The organism is Marinobacterium nitratireducens, from assembly GCF_014645375.1.
Taxonomy (GTDB): domain Bacteria; phylum Pseudomonadota; class Gammaproteobacteria; order Pseudomonadales; family Balneatricaceae; genus Marinobacterium_A; species Marinobacterium_A nitratireducens.
The window spans coordinates 43,558-56,427 of record NZ_BMLT01000014.1 but is presented as its reverse complement, the minus strand read 5'-3'; the positions used below and the strand labels follow the sequence as shown (position 1 = coordinate 56,427).

The following is a 12,870-nucleotide window of genomic DNA, read 5'->3' as shown; positions in this document are numbered from 1 at the left end:
GCAAGGGATGAAGCCGTGCTGCTGCATCGCTTGACCCATCCTACGGCCTCACGCGTCACGCCTCACTACTCACCGCCCGCAGTCACCTGCCGAGAAACAGCTGGTAGGCGGTATTGTCGGTTTCTTCCCAGTAGCTGTAACCGATCTCGGTCAGGAAGCTCTTGACCTGTTCATGCTCCTCCGGCGGCACCTGCATGCCCACCAGGACCCTTCCCCAGGCGGCACCGTGATTGCGGTAGTGGAACATCGAGATGTTCCAGCGCCCGCCGAGCTTGCTCAGGAACTTCATCAGGGCACCCGGACGCTCCGGAAACTCGAAGCGGAACACGACCTCATTGTCGACCGAGGCAGGTGCGTGGCCGCCGACCATGTAGCGGGTGTGCAGCTTGGCCATCTCGTTGTCGGTCAGGTCGATGACTTCTTCGAGGTGCTCGCGCAGCTCGCTCAGCAGTGCTTCCCTGCCATGCCCGCCGGGGCTGATGGTAACGCCTGCGAACACGACCGCTTCGTTGTCGTCGCCGTAACGGTAGTTGAACTCGGTGATATTGCGCTTGCCCAGTGCCGAACAGAATTTGCGGAAGCTGCCCGGACGCTCCGGAATCTTGGCGGCGATGATGGCTTCGCGCTGCTCACCCACCTCGGAGCGTTCGGCGATATGGCGCAGGCGGTCGAAGTTGACGTTGGCGCCGGAGTCGATCGCGATCAGCGTCTTGTCCTGGCAACGCTCACGGGCGACGAACTTCTTCAGGCCGGCGACGCCGAGGGCGCCGGAGGGTTCGCAGATCGAGCGAGTGTCGTCGAAGATATCCTTGATCGCGGCGCAGATTTCGTCGGCGGTGACGGTGATGACCTCGTCGACGTATTTGCGGGCGATGTCGAAGGTATGCTCGCCGATCTGCGCCACCGCAACGCCTTCGGCGAAGATCCCCACCTGAGGCAGGATGACGCGGTCATTGGCCTCGAAGGCGGCCTTGAGACAGGCCGAATCCTCGCACTCGACGCCGATCACCTTGACGTCCGGGCGCAGGTACTTGACGTAGACGGCAATGCCGGCGATCAGACCGCCGCCGCCGACCGGCACGAAGATGGCCTCGATCGGGCCGCTGTCCTGATGCAGCAGCTCCATCCCGATGGTGCCCTGTCCGGCGATGACGTCGGGGTCGTCGTAGGGAGGCACGTAGGTCAGTCCCTTTTCCCTGACGAGCTTCTCGGCATGCGACTTGGCTTCCTCGAAACTGTCGCCGTGCAGCACCACCTTGCCGCCCATGGCCTTGACGTTGCTGACCTTGATCTCCGGCGTGGTCTTGGGCATCACGATGGTCGCCTTGACCGACATGTGACGCGCCGAGAAGGCCAGTCCCTGGGCGTGGTTGCCGGCAGATGCCGTGACCACGCCCCGTGCCTTTTCGTCCTCGCTGAGCTGCGCCATCTTGTTGTAGGCGCCACGCAGCTTGAACGAGAAAACCGGTTGCAGGTCTTCGCGTTTCAGCATTACCCGGTTGCCCAACCGCTCCGACAGGCTGCGGGCATGGTCCAGCGGAGTTTCTATCGCGACGTCGTAAACGCGCGCTTCGAGAATCTTCTTGATGTAAGGGTGCGCCATAGGGGGGGAAGCCTTTCGTTGGATCGCACAGCAGCCGGACCGCCGCTGCAAATAGCAGGAAATGGTATAAGCTGACATTGCTTTCGTCTACAAGCGCACGGGCGCTATGCGTATAATTTGCGCGCCCGATGGCGGGCGCAGCGTAAACGAAACACTCTGGCCGGCAGTTGCCGCCGGCTCTATTCAGGCAGACGGATTGAAGCGGATGACGCAGGATGAAATGAAAAAGGCGGTCGCGCAGGCGGCCGTGGAGCTGATCAGGAGCCGGCTCAGTGCCGATTCGATTGTCGGTGTGGGCACCGGCTCGACCGCCAATTTCTTTATCGATGCCCTGGCGGAGCTCAAGCACCTCTTCGATGGTGCCGTCGCCAGCTCCGAAGCCACCGCCGAGCGGCTGAAGGGGCACGGTATCCCGGTCTATGACCTAAACAGCGTATCCGGCCTCGACCTTTACATCGATGGCGCCGACGAGTTCGATGCCGGCCTCAACCTGGTCAAGGGTGGTGGCGGCGCGCTGACGCGGGAGAAGATCGTCGCTGCGGCGGCCAAGGAGTTCGTCTGCATCGTCGATGCCTCCAAGCGGGTGGATGTGCTGGGGGCTTTTCCGCTGCCGGTCGAGGTGATTCCGATGGCACGTTCGCTGGTGGCGCGGGAACTGGTGAAACTGGGTGGGCAGCCGGAGTTGCGCGAGGGTTTCGTCACCGATAACGGCAACCTGATCCTGGATGTCTATAACCTGGAGATCCGAGAGCCCAAGGCGCTCGAGGCAGAACTGAACAATATCGTCGGCGTTGTCACCAACGGCCTTTTTGCCCGTCGTGGCGCCGATGTGGTGCTGATGGGAACGGAGAACGGCGTCGAGAAGGTGTTGCCGTAAAGGAGGCGCCCAGCGGGCGCCATAACAGGCTTGTCGCTTGCAGCCTCAAGCCTGTCGCGTGATTTCGCTTACCACTGCACGATCTTGGTCAGTGCAATGCTGACCGGCATGGTGATCCAGAGCAGTGCCAGGATATTAACGAAAAGCCAGCCGAAGCCGGCAGGATCGCGGAAGTTCGCGTCGTGCTGAGCCATGATTTTCACCCTGATAATAGTTGTTGAACAGCATAGAAAGGCCGGGATTTTACCAGCAAAGCCAAAGGCCGGCTATTCCCTGCACAGCTCCAATCCGCCGCCTCACCCGTAGCTATACTCAGTGAACTGCAAGGAATTGACGGACCACAGGGCTATGAAAGCGATCAAGTGGGGACTGGGGATATTTCTGGGGCTGCTGCTGATACTGCAGACCGCGCCCTATATCGTCAGGGATCAGGCGGTCATCTGGCTGCATCAGCAGGGGGCCGAGGACGCGGGTCTCAAGGCGCTGAAGCTCAAGTGGTGGCGGGGCCGGGTCGAAGTGGACCGCCTGTACGCCCGGGCGCCGGGCCGTCTGCCGCTCGATATCGGCAAGCTGGTACTGGATATCGACCTTTCAGCGTTGTTCGATCAGCGCCTGCTGGTCAGCGAGCTGTCACTGGCGGACGTCGATTCCGGGGTGCGCCTGCGCGATGACCAGCTCTGGTTCGGTCCGGTCAATGTCACCGCTTTGCAGGGACCGGCGGAGGAGCCCGAAGACAGCGAAGCCGGGTCCGCTGAACCGACGGCCTGGCGCTTCGGTATCGACAGGGTCCGTATCGACCGCTTCGACTGGCGTACCGAACTGCCCGACCAGTCGCATCACCTCGAGCTGACCCTCGCCGAGCTGAACGAACTCTACCAGTGGCGCGACCAGGAGCGCAGCCGGCTGCGCCTGCAGGGGCGTCTGAACGGCGCCCCGCTGGATCTCGATACCGAGTCGGTGCCGCTGCCGGCCGACAAGACCTCCGAGATGCAGCTGGCACTGCAGGGTTTCCCGATCGAGTCGGTCACTGCGGCCTTCGTGCCCGGGCTAAGCGCAGAGCTTTCATTCCAGCTGAGCCTCTCCGCGGAGTTGATCGGCAGCGACGGCAGCGTGCAGCCCAAAGGCCAGATCCGTCTGGACAATCTCAGTTACGACAGTGAAACCTTGAAGCTCGACAACCAGAGTCTGAGCTGGGATGGCGAGATCGGCCTGGAGCTCGAGGGGTTGCTGCCGCACCGGTTGAACATGACCGGAGCCATTGCGGTAGCGCCGCTGACGCTTGAGCAGCCCGGGCAGCTTGAGGCTAAGTTGCAGCAATTCAGCTGGAATGGCGACCTCAATCTGGACTTTGCCAGCAGCGCGCTGCCCCAGACGCTGACGATGAAGGGGGAGCTGGCGTTGCAACAACCGCGTTTCGCTCAGACTTCCGGTCTGGATACGGGGCTGGAAAACCTGAGCTGGAATGGCGACCTGGCTCTGACGTTCGATTCCGGCGCACTGCCACAGGCGCTGACGATGACGGCTGCCGTCGAGATCGCACAGCCGGCCGTTCGACAGGCGTCCGGGCTCGATGCGGGCCTCGAGCGGTTCGGCTGGAACGGAGACATCGGGCTTGAATTCGCCAGTGGTGCGCCTGCCAGTGTCGAGCTGGACGGGGATCTGGCGCTCGATGGCAACCGCGTCAACCTGCCGGAGACAATCGATGGCACTCTGGCCCGCCTGAACTGGAAAGGACGCCTGGCGCTGGCACTCGCCGAAGGGGCGCCCTCGGGCCTTCAGGCCAGCGGCGGCCTCGGGCTTGGCGACACGCAGCTGAGCCTGCCGGGAACCGGCCAGGTGGGTTTGCAGCAGGGGCGCTGGGACGGCGACCTGGATCTGTCTTTCGGCGCCGGCGCGCCGCAGGATCTGGCGCTGTCGGGGGATCTGAATTTCGGAACGCCGCGCCTGCAGCTGTCGGCGCAGCAACTGCAGGCGGGGCTGGCATCGCTGGGCTGGTCCGGATCGGTGAAGCTGCATCTGCCCGAGGCGGCCAGACAGCTCGAGGCCAACGGCACACTGCAGGCGGCCACCCTCAGTGCGCAGTCGCCCCAGTTCGAGGCGTCGCTTGGCGAGCTGAGCTGGCAGGGCGGAACGCGGCTGGTGCAGCAGAGCCTTTCGGCCGAGGGCAATCTCGCGGCTTCGACGCTGGCGTTCAGTCAGCCAAAGCGGCTGAATGCGAGCCTGGCATCGCTCAGTGGCAGTCTGCAGCTCGAGAGCCCGGATCTGGCGGCCTTCGATGCCGAGGTTCCGGCTTTCGCGGCCAGCGGGCTGGACGTCAAGGGGGGGCAGGGCGGTTATCCTCTGGCAACCTTCAAGGCTCTGAACCTGGAAAGCCTCAGCCTGCAGGCCTCGCAGAATCTGGATCTGAAGGCGTTGCGCCTGGAGGGGCTTCGGGTGGCGCAGGCCGGCAAGCAGCCCCTGACCAGGGTCGGCCAGATCCGGCTCAGCGGTTTGCAGTTCGAAAACGGCAAGCAGGCCCGGATTTCGCGCCTGACCCTCAGCGACAGCAGTTCCCTGATCCGCCTCGACAAGGAGGGGCTGCCGGTGGATATCAATGTGCTGACGGCGGTGCTCGACGAGGTTAGCGGTGGCGGCGGTGAGGCCCGCGGGCAGGGGGCAGCCGCTTCGGCGGGTGCCGAAACGGATTCGGCGCTGGCATGGCAGGTCGACCGGCTGGAGCTTGGCGGTGAAAACCAGATCAACTTCGAAGACGCCTCCACCGACCCCGAATTCACGACCGATATGGACATCAGCCGGTTCCAGGTGGAGCGTATCGGCAGCCTCAATACCGAGCCCAGTCCCTTCGAGCTCAAGGCCCGTATCAACGAGTTCAGCGAGCTGGATGCCTCCGGGGCGGTGAACCTGATCGGCGGTGTCAGCGACGGCGAGTGGCAGGCGACCCTGAAAGGCGTCGAGCTGCCGTTCATCAGCCCCTACAGCATTCGCTACACAGGCTACTACATCGACAGCGGTCAGCTGTCTGTCGAGGCGAAAGGCAGTCTCACCGACCGTCAGCTCGATGGTACCAACAACATCCGGCTCAACCGGGTCGCGGTGAACCGGATCGACGCCGAACGCAGCGCCGAGCTCACCCAGCAGCTGTCGATGCCGCTGGAGACCGCTCTGGCCGTGCTGCAGGACGATGATCAGAACATCGAGCTCGACGTGCCGATCAGCGGTTCGCTCGACAGTCCCGATTTCGGTTACCAGAGCGTGATCAACATCATCGTCGAGAAAGGCGTCAAGACCGCGGCGATGGGATTTCTCAGCAACGCGCTGCAGCCTTACGGTGCGCTGATCACGCTGGCCGGGATGGCGGCCGATGCCAGCAGGAGCGGCAGTGCCATCGAGCTGGAACCGATCCCGTTCGAGCCGGGCAGCGCCGAGCTTGGCACTGCCTCGGACGACTATCTGAACAAGATCGCCGGCCTGCTCAAGGAACGCGAAACTCTGCGGCTGAACCTCTGTGGTCAGGCCGTGCTCAGCGACCGTGGCGTGCTCGAGCCGGAGTTGCGGGCGGAGATCCAGCAGGCCCGTCAGTCGCCGGAGGAGGCCGATGTGCAGACGGAACTGAAAAACCGGCTGCAGAAGCTCGCGGATGCCCGCGCTGCGGCGGTCAAGGATTACCTCGACGATCAGGTGGATGGCGAACGGCTGTTTCTGTGTTTCTCCCGCCTGACGCTCGATAAACCCGACGCCGAACCGGTGGTGTTCCTCGGATTCTAAGGCAGTCCTGAACAGGTCCCGCGCGATCGCGCGGGACCTGTTGATGGTGCTAGCCCGCCTTCAGCAAGCCGAAACAGCGCGCCTGGTCCAGCGGCCGGCGTACCAGGGCGCCGAGGGCCAGAAACAGTAGCGCGGACAGCGGCGGCAGCAGCAGCCAGCTCAAGGGGTGCAGGGTGACAGGCGCCTGCAGCATCCGGGTATGGATCAGCGCCAGTACAGCCTCGCTGCACAGCGCCGCCAGCAGGCCGCAGATCAGTCCCAGGCACAGCAGCTCCAGCAGGTCCAGCTGGCGGCTCTGGCGCGGCGAGGCGCCGAGTGTCTGCAGCAGCGCGCTTTCGTATCGTCGCCGTTCCAGTTCCTGCATCAGCGTCACCAGCAACAGCAGCAGGCCGGCCAGCAGAGTCAGCAGCAGGATCAGGCTGGAGCTGTCGATCAGGCGTTCGATCAGAGACTGCGCCTGGTTCAGCAACTGGTCGATATCGATCAGGGTCAGCGTCGGAAACTCCTTGAGCAGCACCCGGGCCAGCCCGCGCTGATCGCCGTCGAGTCGCATCGCGGTGATGTAGGTCGCGGGCATCCGGTCCAGGGCGCCGGGTGAGAAAATAACGTAAAAGTTGGGCTGGAAGGATTCCCATTCAACCGTGCGGATGCTGCTGACCCGCGCTTCTATCTCCTGGGCGCCGATCTGGAAGCCGACCCGGTCTCCCAGACCGACGCCGAGCGCGGTGGCCAGATCCTGCTCCACCGATATCAGCGCGGCGTCGGAGGTATCCGGCGGCCACCAGTCTCCTTCCGGCAGGGCGTTGTTGTCCGGCAGTGACCCGCTCCAGGTCAGGTTCAGCTCGCGGCGCAGGGCGTTGTGCCGTCGCTGCTCTTCGCTCAGTGACAACTCGGCCAGTGGCGTGCCGTTGCGGCTGGTGATGCGGCCCCGCACCATCGGATAGAGGGTTGGCGTAAGCTCCTGCCCGGCCAGGAAGCTGTCGAGCCGCTCGCGCTCCCAGGGCTGGATATTGATCAGAAAATAGTTCGGCGTGTCGGGCGGGAACTGGCTGCGCCATTGCTGCAGCAGGTCGCCGCGGGCGATCAGCAGGGTCGCCATCAGGGTCAGCAGCAGCGTCATGGTGGCCCCCTGCAGGCGGTGCCAACGGCGCTGCTGGCGCACCCGCAGTGCCAGCAGCCGGCCCAGGCGCAGCCGTTCGCGCAGCGCTGTCGCCAGGCGCTGCAGCAGCCACTGCACGGCCAGGCCGACCATCAGGCCGCTCAGGGTCAGGGTACCCAGCAGCATCACCGCCATGGCGACCGAGTCGACGTACAGGCTCATCAGCGCCGCCAGCAGCAGCAGGCCGACCAGGTAGGTCAGCCTGATCCGGGAGCCCGACGGCAGTCGGGTTTCGCGAAACAGCGCCGCCACCGACACCCGGCTGAGACGGTAAAAGGCCGGCAGCCCCAGGGTGGCGAGCAGTAGCAGGCCGATAAGCGCGCCGCTGGCAATGGAGGCGAAGCCGGCCTGCGGCACCGGTTGCGGTAGCAGGTCGCCGACCAGGCCGACCAGCAGTTGCTGCAGCGCGACCGCCAGCAGGGTGCCGGTCAGCGCGCAGGCGACCCAGCCGAACAGCAGCTGGTAGGCGTAGAGCCCCAGCAGCTTGCGGCTGTCGAGGCCGAGGCTCAGCAGCAGCGCGGCCCTGGCGTGCTGGGCGGCATTGTAGCGTCGCAGGCTCAGGGTAATCGTCAGTGCGCCCAGCAGCAGCGCGAACAGCGCGCTGAGTCGCAGGTACAGCTCGGCGTTGCGCAGCGCGCGTCCGGTCATCGGCTGATCGGAATTCAGCGAATACAGACGCTGGTCGCTGCGCAGGTTCGCCGAAAGCGTCTGCTCCAGCGCCGCAATCGCGGCAGCCGGACCGGCGAACAGCTGGCGGTACTGCACCCGGCTGCCCGGTGCTATCACCCCGGTGGCGTCGAGTTCGTTGGCGCGCATGATCAGCCCGGGGCTGAAGGCGCGAAAGCCGCTGCCGCGGTCGGGGGAGCTGATCAGCCGGTGTGTCAGGCGCAGCTCGCTGTAGCCGAGCTGGATGCTGTCGCCCGGTTCGACCTGCAGCATCTCGAACACCCGCGGTTCGGCCCAGGCGGTGCCGGGCTCCGGAATCGCCGGGTGCTGCGCCGGCTCGGTGATGATTTCGCCGCGTAACGGGTAAGGAGCGTCGACCGCGCGCACCGAGGTCAGCAGCATCTCGTCGCCGGCCTCGATCATGGTCGGGAACTGCGCCACCCGGCTGCTGCGCACCCCGGTGTCGGCGGCTATGTTCACCGGCTCCTCGGAGCGCAGCACCAGGTCGGCGCCGAGCAGTTCCGCGGTGCGGCGGTTGAGGCTCTGCTCGAGACGGTCGCCGAGCTGGGTCAGCAGCGAGATCAGCGTGATGGCGACCAGCAGCGCGGCCAGCAAGGCTCGCCACTCCGGGCTGCGCAGACTGCGCCGTGCCTGGCGGCGGGCGAGATTCAGCACGATGCTGTTCATGCCGGCTGTACCTCCTGCAGCTGCCCCTGGCGCAGCCGCAGGCGCCGGCTGCAGCGGTCGGCCAGCTGGGCATCATGGGTGATCAGGATCAGGGTGGTACCCTGCTGCGCGTTGAGCGCGAACAGCTGGTCGACGATCCCGGCACCGGTATCGCTGTCGAGGTTGCCGGTCGGTTCGTCGGCGAACAGGATCTCGGGGCCGGTGGCGAAGGCGCGGGCGATGGCCACGCGCTGCTGTTCGCCTCCGGACAGCTGCGCGGGCAGGTGATCGGCCCGGTCGCTGAGGCCCACCCGCTCGAGCCATTGCCGGGCGGTGTCGGCTGCGTTCCGGTCGCCGCGTATATCCAGCGGCAGGCATACGTTGTCGAGGGCGCTGAGCTCGGGCAGCAGATGAAATGACTGAAACACGAAACTCACCGACCGGCTGCGCAGCAGGGCGCGGTCGCTTTCGCTGAGCTGTGCCAGGTCGTGGCCGGACAGCCGGATCTCGCCACTGCTGGGCTGGTCCAGGCCGGCCAGCAGACTCAGGAGGGTTGACTTGCCGGCCCCGGAGGGGCCGATAATGGCAACGCTCTCGCCCCGGCTGACCTCGAGGTCCAGCTGCTCGAACAGCTTGAGCTCTCCGGCCTGGGTATGGAACTTTTTGCCGACCCTACGGGCCGAAACGACTACCTGGTCTGGATGAGGAATGTCCATGTTCCGCCTTGTGTGTATGTTGTTCCTGTTGCTGACGCCGGCCATCGGTTCGGCGCAGTCGGTACTGGTTCTTGGCGACAGTCTGTCCGCCGCCTATGGTATGCCGGCCAGTCAGGGCTGGGTGGCGCTGCTGCAGCAGCGCCTCGACCAAAGCCTGCCCGGCACCGAGGTCGTCAACGCCAGCATCAGCGGCGAGACCACCCAGGGGGGGCTTACGCGGTTGCCGGATCTGCTCGAGCGTCACCGGCCGGCGCTGGTGCTGGTCGAGCTCGGCGCCAACGATGGTCTGCGCGGTACCCCGTTGCCTGCTATACGGCAGAACCTCGAGCAGCTGATCAGTCGCAGCCAGTCGACAGGCGCGCAGGTGCTGATGATCGGCATGCACCTGCCACCCAACTACGGCCCCCGCTACAGCCAGGGCTTTTACGCGCTTTTTGCCGAAGTATCAGAGTCCTATGGGGTGCCCAGGGTTCCCTTCCTGCTGGAAGGCGTGGCCCTGGAGCCGGAACTGATGCAGGACGACGGTCTGCACCCGAACGCCGCTGCCCAGCCCCGCCTGCTGGAGAACGTCTGGCCGCACCTGGAGCCGCTGTTGCCGGTCCCGGAGGCGGCGACAGGCGTAACGCAGGCGGATTGAAAGCTTTAAGGCGTAGCCTTTGCCGGCCTTCGCGACAGCGGCAAGCAGAACCGGGAAAAACGTAAATCGGATGGGTGGAGCGACGCTCGGTACGGCGTATCCGTCACTGCTGCGGCGAGGGCGTCGTGCAACCCATCTTGGGCGTCGGTTCGGCACTATGCATGTAGCTGATTCCTTGATGGGTTCCCTGATATTTGCTCCTGCAATATCAGGATTCCCACAGGCCCCAGTAGTTGCGCCGCGTCAACCTCGCTGAAAGCGTTAAGCAGGGTGCCAATGCGGCTCCACCTATCCTGCTTTTGGCCCCTGGTTTCACGCTAATCTGCGAACAGATACAAAAAAGGCACCCGGAGGTGCCTTTTTTCATACTGTCGACTGAAGCTTAGCCTGCCAGGTTGGCGTTGACGAAGTCCCAGTTGACCAGCGCCCAGAAGGCTTTCAGGTAGTCCGGACGCACATTGCGGTAGTCGATGTAGTAGGCGTGTTCCCACAGGTCGACGGTCAGCAGTGCGGTCTGGCCGGAGGTCATCGGCGTGGCGGCGTTGCTGGTGTTGACGATTTCCAGGGAACCGTCGGAGTTCTTGACCAGCCAGGTCCAGGAGGAACCGAAGTTGTTGACGGCCTTGTCGTTGAACTCTTCCTGGAATTTCTCGAAGGAGCCCCACTTGGCGTTGATGGCGTCGGCCACGGCGCCCTTGGCCTCACCACCGCCGTTCGGCGACAGGCAGTGCCAGTAGAAGGTGTGGTTCCAGACCTGCGCGGCGTTGTTGAAAACCGGGCCGGCCGGAGCGGACTTGATGATGTCTTCCAGCGACTTGCCTTCGTACTCGGAGCCCGGTACCAGACCGTTCAGCTTGACCACGTAGGTGTTGTGGTGTTTGCCGTGATGGTATTCCAGGGTCTCTTCGGAGATGTGCGGCTCGAGAGCGTTTTTGGCGTAAGGCAGCGGCGGTAGTTCAAAGCTCATAAGTAATCCCCTTTTTAAATTCGACATTTGTCGAGCTGTCGATTCGGCAGAGCAGAGACTATAGCACCCTTGTCCGGCCTTTTCATGGGACAAAAAGTAGTGGCTTTCGCCGTTGCTGCGCGCCGTTACAGAGCCCTGTGGCGGCGTGCAAACAGCCGTTTGACAGCCGCCTGGGGCAGGCTAGTCTGCTTAAGAGCCATGACCGCCGATCAGCCGTCTGCAAGCGGGTCGTGGCCGGCGCGGGCAGGGTGCCGACAGGCTCTCGGGACCGCCCCCGGGCAATGCAGTAGCGACTCCGTGCGGTTTCAGGGTGCCGGAGCGTCTTGGCCGGACCCTTTGACGAATCATGGAGGTACTGCAGATGAAAACCTTACGCAGCGCAGCTTGCCTGCTGGTGCTGGCCGGCAGTATGCAGGCGCAGCCAGGTCTTGCTTTCGACGTTAACACCGGCAAGGCGCCGACAGAGGTCGTGATTCCGAATGTGATACCCGTCATATACGGGTCGGTTTCGCCGACCGCCGGTGACGCGCCGCTGGTGCTGCGAATCACCACGCTGGTCACCAACAGCTGGTTCGACGCCATCGCGCCCTACCACCCGACCGCTGTCGGCGCCTATTCGAACCTGCCGCGCCAGGCACCGGAAGCGGCAACGGATGCCAACCGCAATGTCGCGATTATTTACGCCTCCTACCGCGTACTCAACAGTCTGCTGCCGCAGCACAAGGCAACCTGGGACGCGATGTTGATCGGGGCCGGTCTCGACCCGGACGACGACAGCCAGGACCCGAACACCCCGATCGGTATTGGCAACCTTGCGGGGATGGCCGTTGCTGCGGCGCGGGAGCGCGACGGCATGAATCAGCTGGGTGACGAGGGTGGCCGCACCTACAATCGCCAGCCCTATGCCGACTACACCGGATACGCTCCGGTCAACAGCGCCTACGAGTTGCGCAACCCGTCGCGCTGGCAACCGGCGATCGTGACCTCCGGCAGCGGCATTTTCCGGGTGCAGCAGTTCGTCACGCCACAGCTGCGCAAGACAGAACCCTATTCCTACGACAACCCGCAGGTGTTCCAGACGCCGGTCCCCTTCGCCAGCAACGCCAGTCACCGGCAGGCGTACCGGGCCCAGGCGGACGAGGTGCTGGCGGTTTCGGCAAACCTGACCGACCTGCAGAAAATGACCGCCGAGCTGTTCGACGACAAGCTGCGCAGCCTCGGCTTTTCGGCGCTTTTCGCATCCCAGACCCGGGGGTTGTCGCTGGAGCAACTGGTACAGTACGACTTCGTCACCAATATGGCGGCATTCGACACCGCGATCGCGATCTGGAACGAGAAGCACCGCTATGACGCGGTGCGGCCCTTCAGCGCCATCCGCTACCTCTACGGCGACCGGCCGGTGACGGCCTGGGGCGGCCCGGGCATGGGCACGGTGGACGAGCTGCCGGCATCGCAGTGGACCAGCTATCTTAAGGTCGCCGACCATCCGGAGTACCCGTCGGCCTCGGCGAGCTTCTGCGCCGCCCATGCCGAGGCGAGCAGGCTTTATCTGGGAGACGATGATCTGGGCTGGGCGATCCCGGTGGCTGCGGGCACCTCGCTGGTCGAGCCTGGCGTTACGCCGCAGGCGCCGCTGGCGATAGAGTTTCCGACCTGGACGCAGTTCGAGCGCGACTGCGGCCAGAGCCGGCTCTGGGGCGGGGTGCACTTCCAGGCGTCGATCACCGCCGGCCAGGCGGTGGGGAATGAGATCGGCGGTCTGGCCTACGACTATATGATGCAGCTGCTGAGTGGCGTTTCCGAGTGACCAGAGC

General features: G+C 64.5%; 9 protein-coding genes. 4 read left to right on the top strand and 5 right to left on the bottom strand.

Annotated features, from left to right (window positions below; translation table 11 throughout):
• Positions 1-82: 82 nt before the first annotated feature.
• Positions 83-1,603 (bottom strand): threonine ammonia-lyase, biosynthetic, encoded by a 1,521-nt coding sequence (ilvA, locus tag IEX85_RS21020; protein WP_188862596.1) that lies wholly within the window; start codon positions 1,601-1,603, stop codon positions 83-85.
• Positions 1,604-1,808: 205 nt separating this feature from the next.
• Between ilvA and rpiA the strand changes: the two genes are divergently transcribed.
• Positions 1,809-2,480, top strand: a complete 672-nt coding sequence (gene rpiA, locus IEX85_RS21015; protein WP_188862595.1) for a ribose-5-phosphate isomerase RpiA — start codon at positions 1,809-1,811, stop codon at positions 2,478-2,480.
• 68 nt (positions 2,481-2,548) lie between these two features.
• On the opposite strand, the gene IEX85_RS24160 is transcribed toward rpiA, so the two are convergent.
• The gene (locus tag IEX85_RS24160) at positions 2,549-2,674 is read right to left on the bottom strand and encodes a hypothetical protein (RefSeq protein ID WP_268238107.1); all 126 of its coding nucleotides are present in this window, start codon (positions 2,672-2,674) and stop codon (positions 2,549-2,551) included.
• A 154-nt stretch (positions 2,675-2,828) separates the two neighbouring features.
• Here IEX85_RS24160 and IEX85_RS21010 point away from each other — a divergent pair, with 154 nt between their 5' ends.
• Positions 2,829-6,245, top strand: a complete 3,417-nt coding sequence (locus IEX85_RS21010; protein WP_188862594.1) for a DUF748 domain-containing protein — start codon at positions 2,829-2,831, stop codon at positions 6,243-6,245.
• Between the two features lie 49 nt (positions 6,246-6,294).
• Here the strand turns inward: IEX85_RS21010 and IEX85_RS21005 are convergent, their stop codons facing one another.
• Both IEX85_RS21005 and IEX85_RS21000 read right to left on the bottom strand, forming a co-directional pair.
• Positions 6,295-8,757: an ABC transporter permease gene (locus IEX85_RS21005; protein WP_188862593.1), complete on the bottom strand. Its 2,463-nt coding sequence runs from the start codon at positions 8,755-8,757 to the stop codon at positions 6,295-6,297.
• Entirely contained in the window at positions 8,754-9,452 is a 699-nt protein-coding gene (locus tag IEX85_RS21000; protein WP_188862592.1) for an ABC transporter ATP-binding protein, read from the bottom strand. The genes IEX85_RS21005 and IEX85_RS21000 overlap by 4 nt, the downstream gene beginning before the upstream one ends.
• On the opposite strand from IEX85_RS21000, the gene IEX85_RS20995 reads away from it, so the two are divergent.
• A complete protein-coding gene (locus IEX85_RS20995; RefSeq protein WP_188862591.1) occupies positions 9,451-10,089 on the top strand; it encodes an arylesterase in 639 nt (212 codons plus the stop codon). The two genes, IEX85_RS21000 and IEX85_RS20995, sit on opposite strands and share 2 nt — an antisense overlap.
• 382 nt (positions 10,090-10,471) lie before the next feature.
• Here IEX85_RS20995 and IEX85_RS20990 read toward each other — a convergent pair whose 3' ends face one another.
• The gene (locus IEX85_RS20990; RefSeq protein ID WP_188862590.1) at positions 10,472-11,056 is read right to left on the bottom strand and encodes a superoxide dismutase; all 585 of its coding nucleotides are present in this window, start codon (positions 11,054-11,056) and stop codon (positions 10,472-10,474) included.
• A gap of 361 nt (positions 11,057-11,417) precedes the next feature.
• Here IEX85_RS20990 and IEX85_RS20985 point away from each other — a divergent pair, with 361 nt between their 5' ends.
• Positions 11,418-12,863, top strand: a complete 1,446-nt coding sequence (locus tag IEX85_RS20985; protein WP_188862589.1) for a vanadium-dependent haloperoxidase — start codon at positions 11,418-11,420, stop codon at positions 12,861-12,863.
• Positions 12,864-12,870 lie beyond the last annotated feature (7 nt).

Coding starts and splice junctions, on each gene's coding strand:
- ilvA (WP_188862596.1), bottom strand. CDS start 1,603: ATGGCGCACCCTTACATCAAGAAGATTCTCGAAGCGCGCGTTTACGAC.
- rpiA (WP_188862595.1), top strand. CDS start 1,809: ATGACGCAGGATGAAATGAAAAAGGCGGTCGCGCAGGCGGCCGTGGAG.
- IEX85_RS24160 (WP_268238107.1), bottom strand. CDS start 2,674: ATGGCTCAGCACGACGCGAACTTCCGCGATCCTGCCGGCTTCGGCTGG.
- IEX85_RS21010 (WP_188862594.1), top strand. CDS start 2,829: ATGAAAGCGATCAAGTGGGGACTGGGGATATTTCTGGGGCTGCTGCTG.
- IEX85_RS21005 (WP_188862593.1), bottom strand. CDS start 8,757: ATGAACAGCATCGTGCTGAATCTCGCCCGCCGCCAGGCACGGCGCAGT.
- IEX85_RS20995 (WP_188862591.1), top strand. CDS start 9,451: ATGTTCCGCCTTGTGTGTATGTTGTTCCTGTTGCTGACGCCGGCCATC.
- IEX85_RS21000 (WP_188862592.1), bottom strand. CDS start 9,452: ATGGACATTCCTCATCCAGACCAGGTAGTCGTTTCGGCCCGTAGGGTC.
- IEX85_RS20990 (WP_188862590.1), bottom strand. CDS start 11,056: ATGAGCTTTGAACTACCGCCGCTGCCTTACGCCAAAAACGCTCTCGAG.
- IEX85_RS20985 (WP_188862589.1), top strand. CDS start 11,418: ATGAAAACCTTACGCAGCGCAGCTTGCCTGCTGGTGCTGGCCGGCAGT.